Source organism: Leptotrichia sp. oral taxon 498 (assembly GCF_002240055.1).
Taxonomy (GTDB): domain Bacteria; phylum Fusobacteriota; class Fusobacteriia; order Fusobacteriales; family Leptotrichiaceae; genus Leptotrichia; species Leptotrichia rugosa.
Genome location: NZ_CP016753.1, coordinates 1,017,549 through 1,035,676, shown reverse-complemented (window position 1 = coordinate 1,035,676; position 18,128 = coordinate 1,017,549). Strand labels below are relative to the sequence as shown.

Below are 18,128 nucleotides of genomic sequence, written 5' to 3'. Positions count from 1 at the left end.
TGAAAGGATAAAAAAATGAAATTTGAAGGATCTTATGTAGCTCTAATTACACCATTTAAAAATAATGGAACCGAATTAGACGAAGATAAATTGCGTGAATTAGTAAATTATCACATTGAAAATGGGACAGCTGGAATTGTACCTTGTGGGACGACTGGAGAAGCACCTACACTTACATTTGCTGAGCATGAAAAAGTTATTAGAATTGTTGTGGAAGAAGTGAAAGGAAGAATACAAGTTATTGCTGGAGCTGGTTCAAATAACACAAATAGAGCAATAGAACTTACAAAATATGCAAAAGAATTGGGAGCGGATGCTGCACTTAGCACTTGTCCTTATTATAATAAACCAAGTCAACGTGGACTTTATGAACATTACAAAAAAATTGCAAATGATTCAAAATTTCCTGTAATGCTATACAATGTTCCTGGAAGAACTGGGACAAATATTGAGCCTGAAACAATCGCAAGGTTAGCCGAAATTCCAGAAATTGTAGCTGTAAAAGAAGCAACTGGAAGTCTTGAACAAATGATTAAAATTCAAAACTTGTGTGGCGATAAAATTGAAATTTTATCAGGCGAAGATCATCTAATTTTACCAATGTTATCAATTGGAGCAAAAGGAGTAGTATCTGTTGTTGCAAATATTATGCCGCAAGAAATGAATGATTTAATCAGTTCATTTTTAAACAAAAATTTTGCAAAGGCTTTTGATCTACACACAAAACTTTACGACGTAAGTAAAAATATGTTTTTGGAAGGAAATCCTGTCACAGTGAAAGCTGCTATGAAAATTTTAAAAATGATAGACAACGACGATGTAAGATTGCCACTTGTTTCGGCAGAACAAAAAACTTATGAACAATTGACAAAAGTTTTTAAAGAAAAAGGAATTTTATAAAATTATAATTTAACTTTATCCTTATACGATAATTTTAATTATATTTTAATTGAAAAAAATTGAAAAAAAGGGTAAAATAGCAATTGAAAAAAATAAAAGTCTTTTAGGAGGAAAAATGACGATTAATAAAAATGAATTAAAAAAAAGTATTACCAGAGAATTAAGAGCAAATTTTGGTAAAACTATCGAAGAAGCTCATGAATATGAATTATATTATGCAGTTTCTCGTGCGGCTTTGGAATATGTTGTAGAAAAATGGTACAACACTAAAAAAACTTATGCCAAAAAACAGGCAAAACAAACTTATTATCTTTCTGCTGAATTTTTAATGGGAAGATTTATGGGAAACAACTTGATTAACTTAAGAATTAATGATGTTATTAGAGAAACTTTGGACGAATTTGGAGTGGATATTAACAAACTTGAAGATTCTGAAATGGACGCTGGACTTGGAAATGGTGGACTTGGTAGACTTGCTGCCTGTTTTTTAGATTCACTTGCAACTTTAAAATTACCTGGACACGGATATGGACTTCGTTACAAATACGGAATGTTTGAGCAAAAAATCGAAAATGGATTCCAGGTGGAATACCCTGACGATTGGACAAAATACGGTGATCCTTGGTCAATTAAAAGAGTTGACAGAATGTTTGAAGTAAAATTTGGAGGACAAATTGAAGTCCATAAAGATGAATATGGAAAAGAATATTATAAAATGATAAATACTGAAACTGTTCTTGCAGTTCCTTACGATGTGCCTGTAATCGGATATGGAAACGATACTGTAAACACGCTAAGATTGTGGGAAGCAAGATCGCCTGAAGGATTTGATCTAAAACTATTCAATGACCAAACTTATTTACAAGCTTCGGCAAAAGCGGTAGAAGCTGAAGATATTTCAAGAGTATTATATCCAAATGATACTAAAAAAGATGGAAAACAATTAAGATTAAAACAGCAATATTTCTTTACTTCAGCATCATTACAGGATATTGTAAGAAGATACAAATCAATCTATGGAAACGATTTCTCAAGATTTGCTGACAAAATTGCAATTCAATTGAATGATACACATCCAGTTGTTGCAATTCCTGAACTTATGAGAATTTTCTTAGATATAGAAAAATTAGGTTGGGACGAATCTTGGAACATCTGTAAAAAAGTATTTGCTTATACAAACCATACAATTTTATCAGAAGCATTAGAAAAATGGGATATTCCTTTATTCCAACCACTTTTACCAAGAATTTATCAAATTATAGAAGAAATCAATAGAAGATTCATTACTGAATTACAACAAAAATATCCAGGAGACTGGCATAGAATTAACAAAATGTCAATTATCGGAAATGGACAAATTAGAATGGCGTGGCTTGCAATCGTAGGTTCACACAAAGTAAATGGAGTTGCTGAACTTCATACAGAAATTCTAAAAAATTCTGAATTAAAAGAATGGAACGAATTGTATCCTGAAAAATTCTTAAATAAAACAAACGGAATCACTCAAAGAAGATGGCTTCTAAAAGCAAATCCTGAACTAGCTTCTTTAATTACCGAGTTAATCGGAGATAAATGGATTACTGACTTATATGAACTTAAAAAATTAGAAAAATATTTAGATGACGACAACATCTTAAATAGAGTTTCTGAAATTAAATTTAACAACAAACAAAGATTAGCAAATTATATAAAAGAAACAACTGGTATTGTAGTCGACCCGCATTCTATCTTTGACATTCAAGTAAAAAGATTACATGAATATAAAAGACAATTACTAAATGTTTTACACATTATGGACTTATATAATAAATTAAAAGATAATCCATATTTAGATGTAGAACCAAGAACTTTCATCTTTGGTGCAAAAGCAGCCGCTGGATATAGAAGAGCCAAAGGAATTATCAAATTGATTAATTCTATCGCAGAAGTTATTAACAACGACTCATCTATCAACGGAAAAATTAAAGTTGTATTCTTAGAAAATTATAGAGTTTCACTTGCTGAAAAAATATTCCCAGCAGCCGATGTATCAGAACAAATTTCAACTGCAAGTAAAGAAGCTTCAGGAACTGGAAATATGAAATTTATGTTAAATGGTGCATTGACACTAGGAACAATGGATGGAGCAAATGTGGAAATCGTTGAAGAAGTTGGAGATGACAATGCATTTATTTTCGGACTTTCAGCTCAAGAAGTAGAAGCTTACGAAGCTAATAATGAATACAATCCCTATGAAGAATATGTGAATGTAGAAGGTCTTAAAAAAGTTATTGACCAATTGGCAGACGGAACTTATGACGACAATCACACAGGTATCTTTAAAGAATTGCAGAATTCATTGTTATACGGTGTAGACGGTTCAAGACCTGATGTTTACTTCCTATTAAAAGATTTTGCATCTTACAGGGAAGCTCAGGATAAACTTCAAAACGCATTTAAAGATAAGAGAGAATGGACTAGAAAAGCTCTTAAAAATATTGCAAATGCTGGTAAATTCAGTTCTGACAGAACAATTGCAGAATATGCAAAAGAAATTTGGAATATTGAACCAATTGAAGTAAATGATTACATTGACTAATTAGGATTCAATAATAACAAAGAATCTCAAATTTATTTTGGGGTTCTTTTTTTATTCTTTTAAAAAAAAACTACACCTAAAAAGGTGTAGCTAGAAAGTCAAATAATTTATTATTTTCTTTCTCCCATTTCTTTATCCAACAAATATAATTCAACATTTTTGTTGTCAACATTTAACAAAGTGATTTTATCAATTATTTTTTTAACTGTTTCTTCTTCTTCTTCCTGTTCTTCGATAAAGAAATCTAAAAAGTTTTCTACTCCAAAATCACTCAAATTTCTTGCAACTTTGTAAATATTTTCAATAGATGCTGTAACTTTTTGCTCGTGTGCCAATGCCACTTCAAATACTTCTTTTACTGAAGAAAAATCAGCTTTAGGCTTATTTAACTCAAAATATTCAATTTTTCCTTCTCTTTTTAAAAGATAATCATAGAATTTTTTAGAATGTCCCAATTCTTCTTGTACTTGAGCATCCATCCATTTTGCAAATCCTTCTAATTCTCTTCCTTCAAAATAAGCTGACATAGCTTTGTATTGGTATGCCGCTTCAATTTCCATGTTTACTTGTGCGTTTAATAATGCTTTTAATTCATCATTTAATTTCATTTTTTTATCTCTCCTCTTTTATTTTAATTTTTGTTTAAACATTTAGAACAAGTTCCTTTTAGATAAAAATGCATCTCATTTACCTCCACATCACCTAATGACGACAAATCAAACTTTGACAAATCTACATCAAAATCCAATATTTCTCCGCATTTTTTACATTTAAAATGACCGTGACTTTTTGTTACTACATCATATCTAACTTCATTTTCTTCGATTATAATTTCTTGAACAATATGATTTTTCACAAATATATTCAGCGTATTATAAACAGTAGTCTTTGATAAGGTCGGCATCTCAGGTGACAAATTTTTGAAAATATCATCAACTGTTGGATGCGTATGATGATCTAGCAAATATTGAAATATTCTCATTCTTTGGACAGAAGGTTTTATACCATTTCCTTTTAAATATTCACTTATATTTTCTACGTGCATATTTTCCTCCTTGATTTTATTTATATTATTTTATTTAATTAATTTATGAAGGTATTTCAATAACTTATTTGTATCTATTACAATTTTATACTTTTTTTGAAGATTTGTCAATCTTTATATTTAATTTTATTCTCAAATTTTTAATTTTTTTATAAAAAATGTAAATATCGTCTTAACATTTGGCTCACTTTCAACATTTATCAAAATCTCGTGACGCTGTGCTATCTCCTTTGCTATTGCAAGTCCGAGTCCCATTCCATTTTTATTTTCAGTACTGTTTGACTTATGATAGCGATTAAAAATTTCTCCAATGTTTTTAGAATCAATTCCAGCTCCTGTATCAATAATTTTTAATTCATATTTATCTTTTTTTTTGAGCGTTTTCAAAAAAATATCAATTTTCTGATTTTCTTTAGAAAATTTTATTGCATTGTCAACAACAATTATTATCATCTGTCTAATTCTTTGATAATCTCCACGAAATAAATAATTCTCTTTCAAATTTTCAAACTCAAAATTAATTTTTATATTTTTTTTAGAAGAAATTTGTTTCATACTTCTTACCACATCGTTTATTATATCTTTCAAGCTTATTATCTCTTCTTTTATCGAAAAATCCAAATTTTGTAATTTTGTTAAATCAATTAAATCGTTTATCAAGTGTTGCATATGAATACTGTCCGCTAAAATTTGATGATTATATTCATCAAGTTGTTTAGAATCATTTATAATTCCATCACAAATGGCTTCTATTGACCCTCTTATAACTGTTATTGGCGTTCTTAGCTCATGTGACACATTTGCTATAAAATTTTGCCTCATTTTTTCAAATCTCTCTCGCTCTTTTAAAGATTTATCCAATTTCAGTGCAAGAATATCAATGCTTCTAGCTAACTCCCCTATTTCATCACTCTGTTTCACATTCGTTTTAATTTCATAATTTCCTTTTGCAAGTTCCAAAGTAGTATTTTTTATTTTATTAAGTGGATTTGTAAAACTTGCAGACAGCCAAATTGCCGCAATACTCGCTAAAAATAAAGCGATGATTATACTTAGAACAAGAGTATAAGTTCCACTTTTCAAAGAAAGAGACAAGTATTTTATAGGAGAATGCAGTAGAACCACTCCTTCAATCTTTGTGCCATTCTTTATGGGAACTGCAACAGTTATCGAATTCTCACTCAAATAATCATTAAAATTTTCAGTAGTTGTAACTTTTCCATCTAATGCTTTTTTTATAGTATCTTCAGCATTTGGCGGAAGTTTAAAATAAGAAATTAATTGATTTTTTTCTCCCTGTACTATATTTCTTGTCTTTGCATCCAAAATCCACACTTCTGCCATCGCAATATTTTCAATCATTTTCATACTTCTAAAAATTCTAAAGCTATTTTCCTGCTCTTCGTCAACTTCATGCAAATTTTTATTATTTTCTTCTTCGCCTATTTTAGGAATCTCTTCTACTTTTGGAGAATTATCATTTTGAAAATTTTGATTATTTAAATTTCCGATTGCATTTGGAAAATCAGGAGGCTTTGGAAACTTCCTTTTTTCTTTTTCCATTTTTTTTCCACCGTCTTTCAAAAACTCCTTAGGTCTTGGGGAAAACCACATATCCGACAAAGTCTCTGATATTTTTATGGCTCGTTCTTCCAAATTCTTTTTATGCAACAAAATAGTATTTTGCCGAAAGACATAATAAAAGAAAATCCCCACTACAATTGAAAACACAAGAAGCGATAAACCAAAATAAGAAAGCAGTTTAAAAAATATTTTATTTTTAAACTTTATTTTCCCAAAAACTCTCATTTTCCTCCTCTTTTTATAAGATATGCTTATTATACAATATTATCACTCATTCTCAAAATTTTTTTATAAAAATTAAATTTATTTTTCTAAAAAAAGACTTATCACAAAGAATAAGCCTTTTTTATTATTAAATTATAAAAACTAGATTTTTTAATACCAACCTCTTACTTTCATTGCTTTAGAAATTGTATCAATACTCTTCATATAAGCTGCATTTCTTAGATCTACTTTATATTCATCAGCTATTTTCCACACATCTTCAAATGCTTTTGACAATAGCGCATCTTCTTTTTGCTGAACTTCATCAAATGACCAGTAATAGCTTTGCAAGTTTTGTACCCATTCAAAGTATGAAACTACAACTCCACCTGAATTTGCAAGTATATCAGGAATTACTGTAATTCCTTTTTTAAATAAAATTTCATCAGCTTCTGGAGTAGTAGGCCCGTTTGCTCCTTCTGTAATCACTTTAGCTTTAATTCTGTCTGCATTTTCAGAAGTAATTTGATTTTCTAGTGCACAAGGTGCAAGTACATCAACTTCCAATTCTAACAATTCAGCATTTGTGATGTCTTTTCCATAACCTTTATTTTCAATGATACGACCATTTTCTTCAAAATCTTTGATAACTTTTTCCATATCGATTCCATTTTCATTGTAAATTGCCACATCGGTATTTGAGAAAGCTACAATTTTTGCTCCGTCTTTGTGGGCGTAATAAGCTGTATAAAATCCTACATTCCCAAATCCTTGAACCGCATAAGTTGCTCCTTTTATATCAATTCCTAATTTTTCAAGTACTTTTTTAGCATTTAAGTTAACTCCGTATCCAGTAGCTTCAGTTCTAGCTAATGAACCTCCAAATTCCAATGGTTTTCCTGTGAAAATTCCTTTCGCTGATCTTCCAACTTTTTCTTCATAAGCTTCAACCATCCAAGACATAATTTGTCCATTAGTGTTGACATCTGGAGCTGGAATATCCACTTTTTCTCCGATTACTGGCGAAATTGCTTTTGCAAATCCTTTTGAAATTCTTTCTAATTCACCTTTTGAATATTCTTTAGGATCTATTGCCATTCCACCTTTTCCACCACCGTAAGGAATTCCTGCAACAGAGCATTTGAATGTCATCCAAGTAGACAGAGCTTTTACTTCATCTCTTGTAACTCCTGGATGAAATCTAAGTCCACCTTTGTAAGGTCCTACTGCGTTGTTATGCTGAGATCTGTAACCTATAAACGTTTTAATATCTCCATTATCCATTTTTACTGGAAATGATACTTCCAATACTCTTTGAGGGTTTTTCAAAATTTCATACACAGCTGGATCTGCATTTAATTTATCACAAGCTGATTTAATCTGCTTTTGTGCAATTTCAAACGGATTTAATGTTTCTTTTGCCATAATTCTTTCTCCTTATCTTCAAAATATATTTCGATTAACAAATATTTTATACTATAAAATTTGAAATTTTGCAAGTTTTTTTTTAAATTTTTTCAAAATTTTTATCTTCAATTACTTTTAAACTTATTTTACTTTTTTGAAAATTATTGCCTCATATGGCTTTAAAATAAGTTTATTCCCATTTATTTCAGGACTTTGCACATAATTTGAAAGTAAAATAAAGGCTTCTTCCAAATCCAGCCCTTTTACATCGAATTCAGTAGTTTTGTCATAAAAATTGGCAATTATTATCAATTCTGCATCTTCTCCTACTCTCTTATAGGCGTAAACTTTTTTGTTTTCTAAATCAATATCTTCATATCTTCCAGTAATTAAAAGCTCTTCTGTTCTTCTTAACTGAATTAGATTTTGGTAGTGATAAAATATTGAATTGCTGTCTTTTAGTGCATTCTCGGCATTTATCTTCTTATAATTTTCTGGAATTTCAATCCACGGAGTGCCACTTGTAAATCCGGCATTTTTTGTATCATCCCATTGAACTGGCGTTCTTGAGTTATCTCTTGATTTTTGCATCAGAATATCAAGTACTTCTTTTTCAGAAAGTCCTTTATCTCTCAATATTTTATACATATTTTTAGACTCCACATCCCTATATTTTTCAATTTTATCAAAATATGGATTTGTCATTCCAAATTCTTCCCCTTGATAAATATACGGAGTTCCTTGAAGCCCATGAAGTACAGTTGCAAGCATTTTCCCTGATTTTTCATGAAAATTTTTGTCATCTCCAAATCTTGATAAAGCTCTTGGCTGATCGTGATTAGTCCAGAAAGTTGCATTCCATCCATTTCCTTCATACATTCCAATCTGCCATTTTGAAAGTATTTTTTTAAGTTCTACAAAATCAAATGGCGCTTTTACCCATTTTTCTCCATTTGGGTAATCCACTTTTAAATGATGAAATGAAAAAGCCATTGAAAGTTCTTTTTCTTGCGGATTTGAATATCTTACACAATTTTCAAGACTCGTTGATGACATTTCTCCAACAGTCAGTAAATTGTTTTCTCCAAATACCTCTTTGTGAATTTCCTTCAAATATTCGTGAATTTTAGGCCCATCTGTGTAAAATCTTCTTCCATCTGGAACAAATCTTGCATCACTTCCATCGTCGTTTAAAAATCTCTGGTCTTTTGAAATTAAGTTAATCACGTCAAATCTAAATCCGTCAACTCCTTTATTAAGCCAATATTTTATCATTTCATAAACTTTTTTTCTCATATTTTCATTTTCCCAGTTCAAATCAGCCTGAGTTACATCAAATAAGTGCAAATAATACTGTTTTCTTTTTTCACTCCACTTCCAAGCATTTCCACCAAATTTTGACTGCCAGTTTGTCGGTTCTTTTCCATCCACTGCATCTTTCCAAATATAGAAATCCTTGTATTCAGGGTCACCTGCTTCAGATTTTTTAAACCACTCATTTTCAGTTGAAGAATGGTTTACGACAATGTCCATCACTATTTTTATATCCCTTTTGTGAGCTTCTTTTAACATTTCTTCAAAATCTTCCATTGTCCCATAGCTCTCATCTATGCTGTAATAGTCGCTTATGTCATAACCGTTATCATTTTGTGGAGATTTATACATTGGTGTTAGCCACAGCACTTCCACTCCTAATTTTTTTAAATAATCTAATTTTTCTGTAATTCCTTTTATATCTCCTTGTCCACTTCCAGTCGTGTCATTAAAACTTTTTGGGTAAATTTGGTAAACTACTGATTTATGCCACCATTTTTGCTCAAAATTTTTTTCCATTAATTTCACTCTCCCTATTTTTATTTTTATTTTTAAAATTTAATTATTTCATTATAATATAATTATACCACAAAAAAAGGGAAATTTTTTTCATTCCCTTTAAAAAAATTAATTCATCTCAAATTCAATGTAAACTTCTTTTGAAATATTAAGTTTCGATGGATTTATCACAACATTTTTTTCCAAAACTTTGTCCATTAGCTCTTTGTCGCTTTTTTCTAAAATTTTTGAATCAATTGAAGCATATAAATTGTAGCTGTAATCGTAGTCAGAATATGCTCGGATTATACCATTTGACTTGTCAGTTATTGTAACAGGATTTTTTAAGTTCAAATTAGTTTTTCCCAAAATAACTTGCGCTTTTTTTAACGCTTCCTTGTAAGCGCTTTCATATAGTTCATCTTCCAATTTCTGCTTGTTATCAATATCATACTCAATATATCCGTTTGTTCCAATTCCAACTGCATATGCAACGCTTATTATATTTCCCAGACTTTTCATATCTCTAGTTGTAACTTCCACATTGTGAGTGACTGTGTTAACTTCTTTTTTTACACTTTCTCTTTTTTCAAGACTGACTTCGTCATTTTTAAATCCAGCAATTTTTATAATATTTCCAAGTCCTTTTGTGCCAAGTTTTTTTTGCAAATCATTAAATTTATCAATCGCTTTCTGGTAAGCAACTTTAGCTGTTTTATCCCTTGCTTTTATCTCGAAAGTATTTATTCCTTGTGAATTTATTTCCACTTTATAAATTTTTTCATTTGATAAAATCTGCAAAAAGTCTTTTAAACTATTTAACTCAATTTTATTTGCTTCAATGGTCAGAACTGTTTCGTATTCCTTTGCTCCTTTGTTGACTGTTTCATATTCCCAATCGTAAGATTTATCGGTAAAATAAGAAACTGAATCTATTTTTTCATATTTTCCACCAGATTTACTCAGTAAACTTTTAAATTTTTCAAGTCTTTGTGAATTTTCCCGACTTGCTTTATCCAAATTTTCATCTTGAGTTTTTATTGTAAGCTGCACTTTTGCTAAATTTGGAAATATTTCTTTTTTTGCAATTCCTCTAACTTGTATTCTTTTTCCAGAGACGACATCAGAAAATGTCAAAACACAAGTCATCATAAATAAAAATGTCATTATTTTTTTCATTTTTTCATTTTAAAATTATTATTTAAATAATTTTATCTCCTTTCATTTATTTTTTTTGCATCTCATACATAACAGATATATTTTGCTCTATTTTTAAAGGTTTGGGAGTGTAGTCAACTCTTGTTTTATTAGCTTTATAGCCTCTATTAAAATCATATCCACCTCTTATCTGCATTCCTGAAGAATTTCTTTCTTCTGTTAAATCAGCAACTTGTGTTTTGACTTCCCATTGGCTGTCAATCCTGTCTATCATTTTTTGCTGAAAGTCCACATCTTCGCTTACGACAATCACATCTCCAACTTTTAAATTACTTGATTTTAAGATACTTTCCGCCTTTTGTCTTGCTTCATTATAGGCATCGCTGTACATTTGCGACTCGATTTCATTTCTGTTGGACAAGTCAAATTTTATCGAACCTGCTATATTAAGACCATCGGTGTCTGCCAAAGTTATTATCGTATTCAAATCTTTTAAATTTTTTGTTGTAACTTTTAAATTTTGAATTACTTCATAAACTTCCGTTTCTTTATAATTTTCGGCATTTTCTTTAATTTCATAATCTCCAAAAAAAACATTATTTTTTGTTGCATTTATTGTTTTTAGTTTATTTCTCAAAATATCCAGTTTTGAAAATAATTTATTCAAAGTGCCATTTAATGTCTTATCGCTTTCTTTTAACTTAATTTCGTAAACATTTTCTTTCTCGTCCTTTTTCACGCTTTGAAATTTATCTCCGTTATTTAGTTCAATGAGTTCTCCCAGCTTTTCAAAATCTATATTTTTTACGAAAACACTCATTTGACCAGAATATGAAGACACACTTTTATTTTCTGAATAATTTTTATCTTTAATTTTTCTATCTGAAATAGAAACTGTTTCAACATCGCCAGACACTAAATTTTTTGTTTTCAAATCTTTCTTAAATTTTTCCAATTTTTGTTTCACTTTTGAAGATGCCACACTCAAACTTTTGTCCTTATCCTTAATTTGAAAACTCAATGTTGCCATATCTGGCATGATTTCTCTTTGTGCATTTCCCGTCACGCTTATTTTTTTTACATTATCTTCATTTGCAGAAAAAATATTTAGACTTAATAATGCAAAAAGTGCCACTAATATTTTTTTCATGTTTATATCTCCTTTAAAGACTTTACAACTTTACCAATTAATTAACTTTTTTACTTACTTTTTTGCTTTTAAATTTTTAAATTTTTCCTATATTATTCATTATACCTTATTTTTTTTTAAAAACTAAATAAAAAAGCTATTTTTTAAATAAAATTTTAAAATATAGCTTTTTTTGTACTATTGACTATTGCAATTCTAAATTTTTTATCAACTACAAAATATTTTTAAAATCTTCTCCTGTTTTACAAACATCATAGTTTATTTCTTCAGAAATTGCTTCAAAATGTTTTTCTCCACATCTAATTTTACCATTTTCACTGTCTCTTCTATCATTTTTATTTTTTGAACCTTTAGTTTCTATTACAAAATAAAGTTTCTCTTCTTCTTTGTTTATATCAGGTTTAGCAAGTATAGCCCAGTCAGGATTATAATTTCCCAGTGGAGTTGCTATTTTAAACCATGATGGAAGTTTGGCATAAACAATAACATTTCCATATTTTTCTAAATTTTCAGCAAATTTGCTCTCTGTTTCTGAATCCACAACAATACTATCGTAAGGTGTTTTTTTAGTTTCAACTATAATTCTTTTTGAAAATTCACTTTTTAAATACCCATATATTTCACTATCTTCAAACAATTCCTGTGAATAATATTCCGTATCCCCTATTTTTTCATATTTTATACCATCAATTATAAAATTTTTCATAGTACTTTTAATTATCTCACTAACTTGTTCTAAATAATACTGTGGATTTTTCCTAAAACTCTCTAAAGTTCTAGATCCTGTCAAAATTTTTACTATACTTCTTCTTGTAAGATTAGTTTCATTCTGTAAATAAGTAATTATATCTGGAAGTTTAAATCTATCAAAAGTGCTTATATCTTCACTTATTTCATCTTCACTTTCCGATTCAATTCCACCTTTTGTAATTGATAATGTTTTTTTATTAAACAATAACTTTTCAGAAGGTATATAAATTTCATTATCCAGACCTTTTATACATTCCTTTATCAGTTCTTCTTCATTAAAATTAACCTGATATGTAGTTTTATATTTTATTTTATCCCATAATTTTTTAAATTCATCACTTAAAAATACTTCTTTATTTATTTTTATTTTCTTTTTATCATCTGCATTTTTAATGACTAATTTTCTAGAAATAGGTTCAAGTTTTTTTATAATTGATTCTTTTATATTTTCAAATTCTTCAGATATTTCTAAAATCCCTTTTTCCAAATCTTTTTTTAATTTTTCTTTTGGATTTCCATTTTCATCAATATAATTTTTTTTGATTAAATCTTGATATATTTCTTTTGATTTTTCATGACCAAGAAACTCTTCTTTTCCATTTTCATCACTAATTACAATATTTGCAAAAATAAAATCTTCTACAATTCCAAATTTTATATTTTCTTCTTTTTCCATTTCTTTCTGCAGTGATTCTACAAACTGTTCATAAGATTCATTTGCCATTACTGTCAGTGTATTTACATTAAAGCCTCTGACTCTTTCACCATCTTGGTTTACTGCTATTCTAAGCCCTCTACCTATTTCCTGTCTTTTCTTCATTTCAGAAACTGTTTCATTCAGAGTACAGATTTGGAACACATTAGGATTATCCCAACCTTCTTTCAATGTAGAATGTGAAAAGATAAATGCCAAAGGCTCATCAAAACTTAAAAGTTTTTCTTTATCTCTCATTATCTTGTTAAATGTATCATTATCAGCTTTTGTATCACCTTTTGTGTTTTTAATTTCCGAATACTCTTTACCATTTTTAGCTTTTTTCGTATCCTGCGAAAAATAGCCGTCATGCACTTTGCAAACTTTCCCCATTGATGAATATTTTTCCAATTGTAGAAGTTTATTATATTCTTCTTCAAACATTAAAGCATATTTGCCTTTTTTAGCTTCCCCTGTCTCTGAATCATATATTCTATAGTTTTTAACATTATCTATAAAGAAGAGCGATAAAACTTTTATTCCTTTATCTTTTAAATTTAACTGCTTATCAAAATGTTCCTGTATTGTTTTTCTTATCTGCAATCTTTTTATAAAATCAGGTTCCAATCCTCCATTTACCTGTCCTAAAGTTAATCTTACTTTTCCAAAGTCTATAAAAGAGCTTGCAGGATCAGATTCATTGTATGTAATTTCATTTACTATGTAATCATCATAGATATCTCTTTTTGCCTTTTTACTTAAAATATCTCCATACTTTATACTAATTTCTTTTCTAGTAACTCCCGATTTACTTTTTATATCAAGTTCTATTTTCGCTGTAATACCAGATTTGCTAGTTTTTATACTAGTAACTTTTATATATTCTGTATTTGCACTTTTAGTAACACCGACAGTAGCAACTTCTATTTGTTTCACAAGCTGTTTTTCATAAGCATCTATTGAATCCAGTTTGAACACTGGATTATATTTTTCTTTATGGGTTGCCGAGTATCTTAATGTACACAAAGGATTTAACGCTTTTATAGCTTTTTTTGCTATATCAGTTTCCATATTTTGTGGTTCATCAACTATTACTATCGGGTTGCATTGCTTTATATAGCTTATAGGACTGTAGCCATTTACCTGCTCCAGCTCCTTATAAATATTATTTGGGTTACTACTTTCTATATCTTTGTTAAAAGACTGTATAGTTATAATCATAATTTCTATATTATTATTCATAGCAAAATTTCTTATCATGTTTATTTTTTCAGAATCATAAATAAAATAATCATAAGGAGTATTTTCATATATACTCTTAAAATGTTCTTCTGTAATTTGAAGTGTTTTATACACTCCTTCTTTTATCGCTATTGAAGGTACAACTATAATAAATTTTGTAAATCCATATTTTTTATTTAACTCCATTATGGTTCTTAAATATACATATGTTTTTCCTGTTCCTGTTTCCATTTCAACAGAAAAATTGTAATCTTCCTTTTTTAATACTGTTGTTTTTTCCAAACCATTTCTAATTTGAATATTATTTAAATTTTCTGAAATTTTTTCAGAAGATAATAAAATTTTATTTCCTATCCCTAAATAATTTTCTTTCTCAAACTTTAATTGAGGATTCATTGCTTTCTCAACTGTAAATACTGTTCTGCCTGTTTCCTGTCCTGAAAATATGCCAGTTACAGAATTTATCGCTTCTAACTGATATTCTAAATTTTCTTCAAATCTAATCTTCATAGTTTCTCCCTATATACTTCTAATTTCACTTATTCCAACTTGTTCTAATCTCTTTAGTGCATTTGTCTTATCTACATCATTTTTAAATGAATTATCTCTCAATATTACTGTTGTTTTAAATTCCTTATTTATTTCTAATATTTTTTTATATTCTTCACATATCGAATTTATCACATCTAAATCAATTTCATTATTTAAACTTACTAAAAGAATTCCTCCTCCTATCGAGTAGAAATTTTTAGTTTCCTTTATTGGAACATTTAAATCTAATCCATATTTTAATAAAATTTCGTATAGGACATCTAACGAATTTCTATCTGATTTTATATTTTCCACTGAATCTAACAAAGATTGTTGTAAATCATTTGTATCTGTATCCCATTCTTTTATATTTGATGAATCCAGTTTAAATACTTTAAATCCTATATCCAGTTTTTCTCTATTTTCAAGTGGTAATGTTTCATCTTCTTTTATTTTATCTCCTGCTCTTCTTATTCTTTCTTTTCCTATTTCACAAATATTTTTATATCCTGCTTTATAAGCTTCTTTATCTTCTTCACATAATTCAGGAAGTTGAACCATTATATATTTTCTATTTCCTCCGTCTTCGGCATTTAGTTGCATTACTGAGTGAGCTGTTGTGGCTGAACCTGAGAAAAAATCAAGAATTACCTCTTTTTTGTTACTGTTACTACTTCTCATTAATAAGTACATTATGAATCCTACATATTTTGGATTATCAAAATAGTTTATTTCCAAATCATCTAAATTTTTACTTCCGCGTTTATTCTCTAAATAAAACATTTCTTCTAGTGTATTAAACTTTTTTCTAACAACTTTTTTTAACTGTGGATTAAATTTATCATTTTCAAAATATATCTCTACCAAGTCTCCATTTATTTTAGTTTTTGTTGGTTTACAATTATTTTTAAAAAATGCTCTCATATCACCTGGACTTCTCCATCTAGCTTTTAATCTTACAGCCTTTTCTAATCTTCCTTCTTTTACTATAATAGGATCTAAATTATCAATATTTTCTTTACTGTTCTCAACTTTTCTAGTTTCCTCATATATACCATCTTCTAAATTATAACATTTTAACCCTTTTGGAAAGGTAATAATCGGAGTTGTTTGATTTTCATTCCCAATCGTTCCTCTCGAGATTGTTTCTATAAAATTATCACTTAATTGAAACATTTGAATATTTCTAGTATAAATATAAAGATACTCATGATTATTTAGTGTGTTTTCTGTCGCAATCTGACTAGCTTTCTTTATAATCATAGTTGTTATAAAGTTTTCTTCCCCTAATATCTCATCACATAGTTTTTTCAAGTTGGCTTGTTCATTATCATCTATTGATATAAATATTACTCCATCATCTGTTAATAAATTTCTTGCCAACTTTAATCTTGGATACATCATACTTAACCAATCTGAATGATATCTTCCATTAGTTTCTGTATTAGTTGTTAATTTAACTCCTTCTTTGTTTACTTGTCCTGTTATTTCTTTATAATTTTCTATACTATCTGTAAGATTATCTTTATACACAAAATCTTTTCCTGTATTATATGGCGGGTCAATATATATTATTTTTATTTTCCCATAATATGATTTTTGTAACAATTTTAGTACTTCTAAATTATCTCCTTCTATATAAATATTTTCTGTATTATCCCAATTCTTCGATTCTTCTTTTGCAGGTCTTAATGTTCCTGTACTTACTTCCTGTGCTCTCTGTCTTGCTTCTGATTTTCCATTCCAGTTTAGAGAATATCTTTCTTTAGAAGTATCTACCCCTCCCCCGAAAATTTGTCTCAATACATCAAAACCTACTTCTCCTTCCACAAATGCTTCTGGAAAAATTTCTTTCAATTTTTTAATATTCTCTTGAACTAAATCCATGCTTTTTCCATTAAATTTTTTCATTATTTTATTTTCCTTTCTAAAAAATTTATTTTATTTCATACATCACAGACACATTTTGCTCCAATTTTAGTGGTTTTGGAGTGTAATCAACTTTTGTATTTACCGCCCTTTTTGATGTACTATAATAGTTGACACGATCTTCAAGATAACTCTCTGCTACTGGCGCTGAAAGCTCTGCTGTGTTTGTTACTGCTTTCACTTCCCACTGACTGTCAATTTTATCTATCATTTTTTGCTGAAAATCCAAATCTTCGCTGACTATAATTGGCTTTCCAAGTTTTAGCACACTTGACTTCAAAATGCTTTTAGCTTTCTTCTCGGCTTCATTAAATGCCTGTTTATACATCTGCCGCTCAATTTCATCTTTATTTGACAAGTCAAACTGAATTGAACCATTTATGTAAATGTCGTTGTCTGCCGCAAGGGAAATTATCGTATTCAAATTTTTTAAATTTTTTACTGTCAATTTTAAATTATGATTTACATAATACATGTCAACAGGTGTTTTACTGTCATTTGTAAAATTTTCAGTAATTTTATATCCGCCAAAGACGACATCGTTTTTAGTTTCACTCAAATTTTGCAATTTTTCTTTTACATCGTTTACTTTGACAAATAATTTATTCAAAGCTGTATCCACAGTTTTATCAGTTTCTTTTAAATTTACAGAATAAGCATTTTGAGAAAAATTTTTTTCAATTTTACTAAAATTTTTTCCCCCGTCTACGCCAATTAATCCACTTAATCTATTAAAATCAATATTTTTTACCAAAATCTCAATTTCAGCGGTATAAGAAACTGGCGTTTTTATTTCACTTTTTTGTTTTTGATTCTTTAAATTTTTTGGCTTTACATCTTCTTCATACTCCGTCTTTTTTGTATCGTAAAATGAAACTGTCTCAATTTCTCCCGTTTGAATTTTTCTAGCGCCAAGTTCTTTTTTAAAATTTTCCAGCACATCTTTTGTCTTTTTGGTCGCCACATTCAAATCTTTGTCTTTTTCTGAAATCAAAAAATTTATAACCGCAATATCTGGCATAACTTCTTTTTCAGAATTTCCAGTCACGCTTATTTTTCTTATGAGATTTTCGCTTGTTGAAAACAAATTAAAGCTGCTTAAAATAATCAAAGACATCATTATTTTTTTCATAAAATCCTCCTT

At 28.8% G+C, this 18,128-nt stretch carries 12 protein-coding genes; 2 read left to right on the top strand and 10 right to left on the bottom strand.

Going from position 1 to position 18,128, the window contains the following annotated elements; genetic code table 11:
* Positions 1–15 precede the first annotated feature (15 nt).
* On the top strand, positions 16–900 hold the full coding sequence (gene dapA / locus BCB68_RS04990; RefSeq protein ID WP_094079782.1) for a 4-hydroxy-tetrahydrodipicolinate synthase: 885 nt from the start codon (positions 16–18) through the stop codon (positions 898–900).
* A 115-nt stretch (positions 901–1,015) separates the two neighbouring features.
* Positions 1,016–3,478 carry a glycogen/starch/alpha-glucan phosphorylase gene (locus BCB68_RS04985; protein WP_094079781.1) on the top strand — a complete coding sequence of 821 codons (2,463 nt, stop codon included), beginning with the start codon at positions 1,016–1,018 and terminating at the stop codon, positions 3,476–3,478.
* Between the two features lie 110 nt (positions 3,479–3,588).
* Here BCB68_RS04985 and BCB68_RS04980 read toward each other — a convergent pair whose 3' ends face one another.
* The 10 genes from BCB68_RS04980 to BCB68_RS04935 form a co-directional block, all read right to left on the bottom strand.
* Positions 3,589–4,086: a ferritin gene (locus BCB68_RS04980; protein WP_094079780.1), complete on the bottom strand. Its 498-nt coding sequence runs from the start codon at positions 4,084–4,086 to the stop codon at positions 3,589–3,591.
* Positions 4,087–4,109: 23 nt separating this feature from the next.
* Positions 4,110–4,523: a Fur family transcriptional regulator gene (locus BCB68_RS04975; protein ID WP_094079779.1), complete on the bottom strand. Its 414-nt coding sequence runs from the start codon at positions 4,521–4,523 to the stop codon at positions 4,110–4,112.
* Positions 4,524–4,655: 132 nt separating this feature from the next.
* A complete protein-coding gene (locus BCB68_RS04970; protein WP_094079778.1) occupies positions 4,656–6,332 on the bottom strand; it encodes a sensor histidine kinase in 1,677 nt (558 codons plus the stop codon).
* Between the two features lie 150 nt (positions 6,333–6,482).
* Positions 6,483–7,736, bottom strand: a complete 1,254-nt coding sequence (locus BCB68_RS04965) for a Glu/Leu/Phe/Val family dehydrogenase (protein WP_094079777.1) — start codon at positions 7,734–7,736, stop codon at positions 6,483–6,485.
* 123 nt (positions 7,737–7,859) lie between these two features.
* The gene (treC, locus tag BCB68_RS04960; RefSeq protein ID WP_094079776.1) at positions 7,860–9,551 is read right to left on the bottom strand and encodes an alpha,alpha-phosphotrehalase; all 1,692 of its coding nucleotides are present in this window, start codon (positions 9,549–9,551) and stop codon (positions 7,860–7,862) included.
* Positions 9,552–9,659: 108 nt separating this feature from the next.
* Entirely contained in the window at positions 9,660–10,709 is a 1,050-nt protein-coding gene (locus BCB68_RS04955) for an SIMPL domain-containing protein (RefSeq protein WP_094079775.1), read from the bottom strand.
* Positions 10,710–10,755: 46 nt separating this feature from the next.
* Positions 10,756–11,838: an SIMPL domain-containing protein gene (locus BCB68_RS04950; RefSeq protein ID WP_094079774.1), complete on the bottom strand. Its 1,083-nt coding sequence runs from the start codon at positions 11,836–11,838 to the stop codon at positions 10,756–10,758.
* 211 nt (positions 11,839–12,049) lie between these two features.
* A complete protein-coding gene (locus BCB68_RS04945; RefSeq protein WP_094079773.1) occupies positions 12,050–15,034 on the bottom strand; it encodes a restriction endonuclease in 2,985 nt (994 codons plus the stop codon).
* Between the two features lie 9 nt (positions 15,035–15,043).
* On the bottom strand, positions 15,044–16,966 hold the full coding sequence (locus BCB68_RS04940; RefSeq protein WP_094079772.1) for a site-specific DNA-methyltransferase: 1,923 nt from the start codon (positions 16,964–16,966) through the stop codon (positions 15,044–15,046).
* A gap of 25 nt (positions 16,967–16,991) precedes the next feature.
* Positions 16,992–18,116 (bottom strand): SIMPL domain-containing protein, encoded by a 1,125-nt coding sequence (locus tag BCB68_RS04935; protein ID WP_094079771.1) that lies wholly within the window; start codon positions 18,114–18,116, stop codon positions 16,992–16,994.
* Positions 18,117–18,128 lie beyond the last annotated feature (12 nt).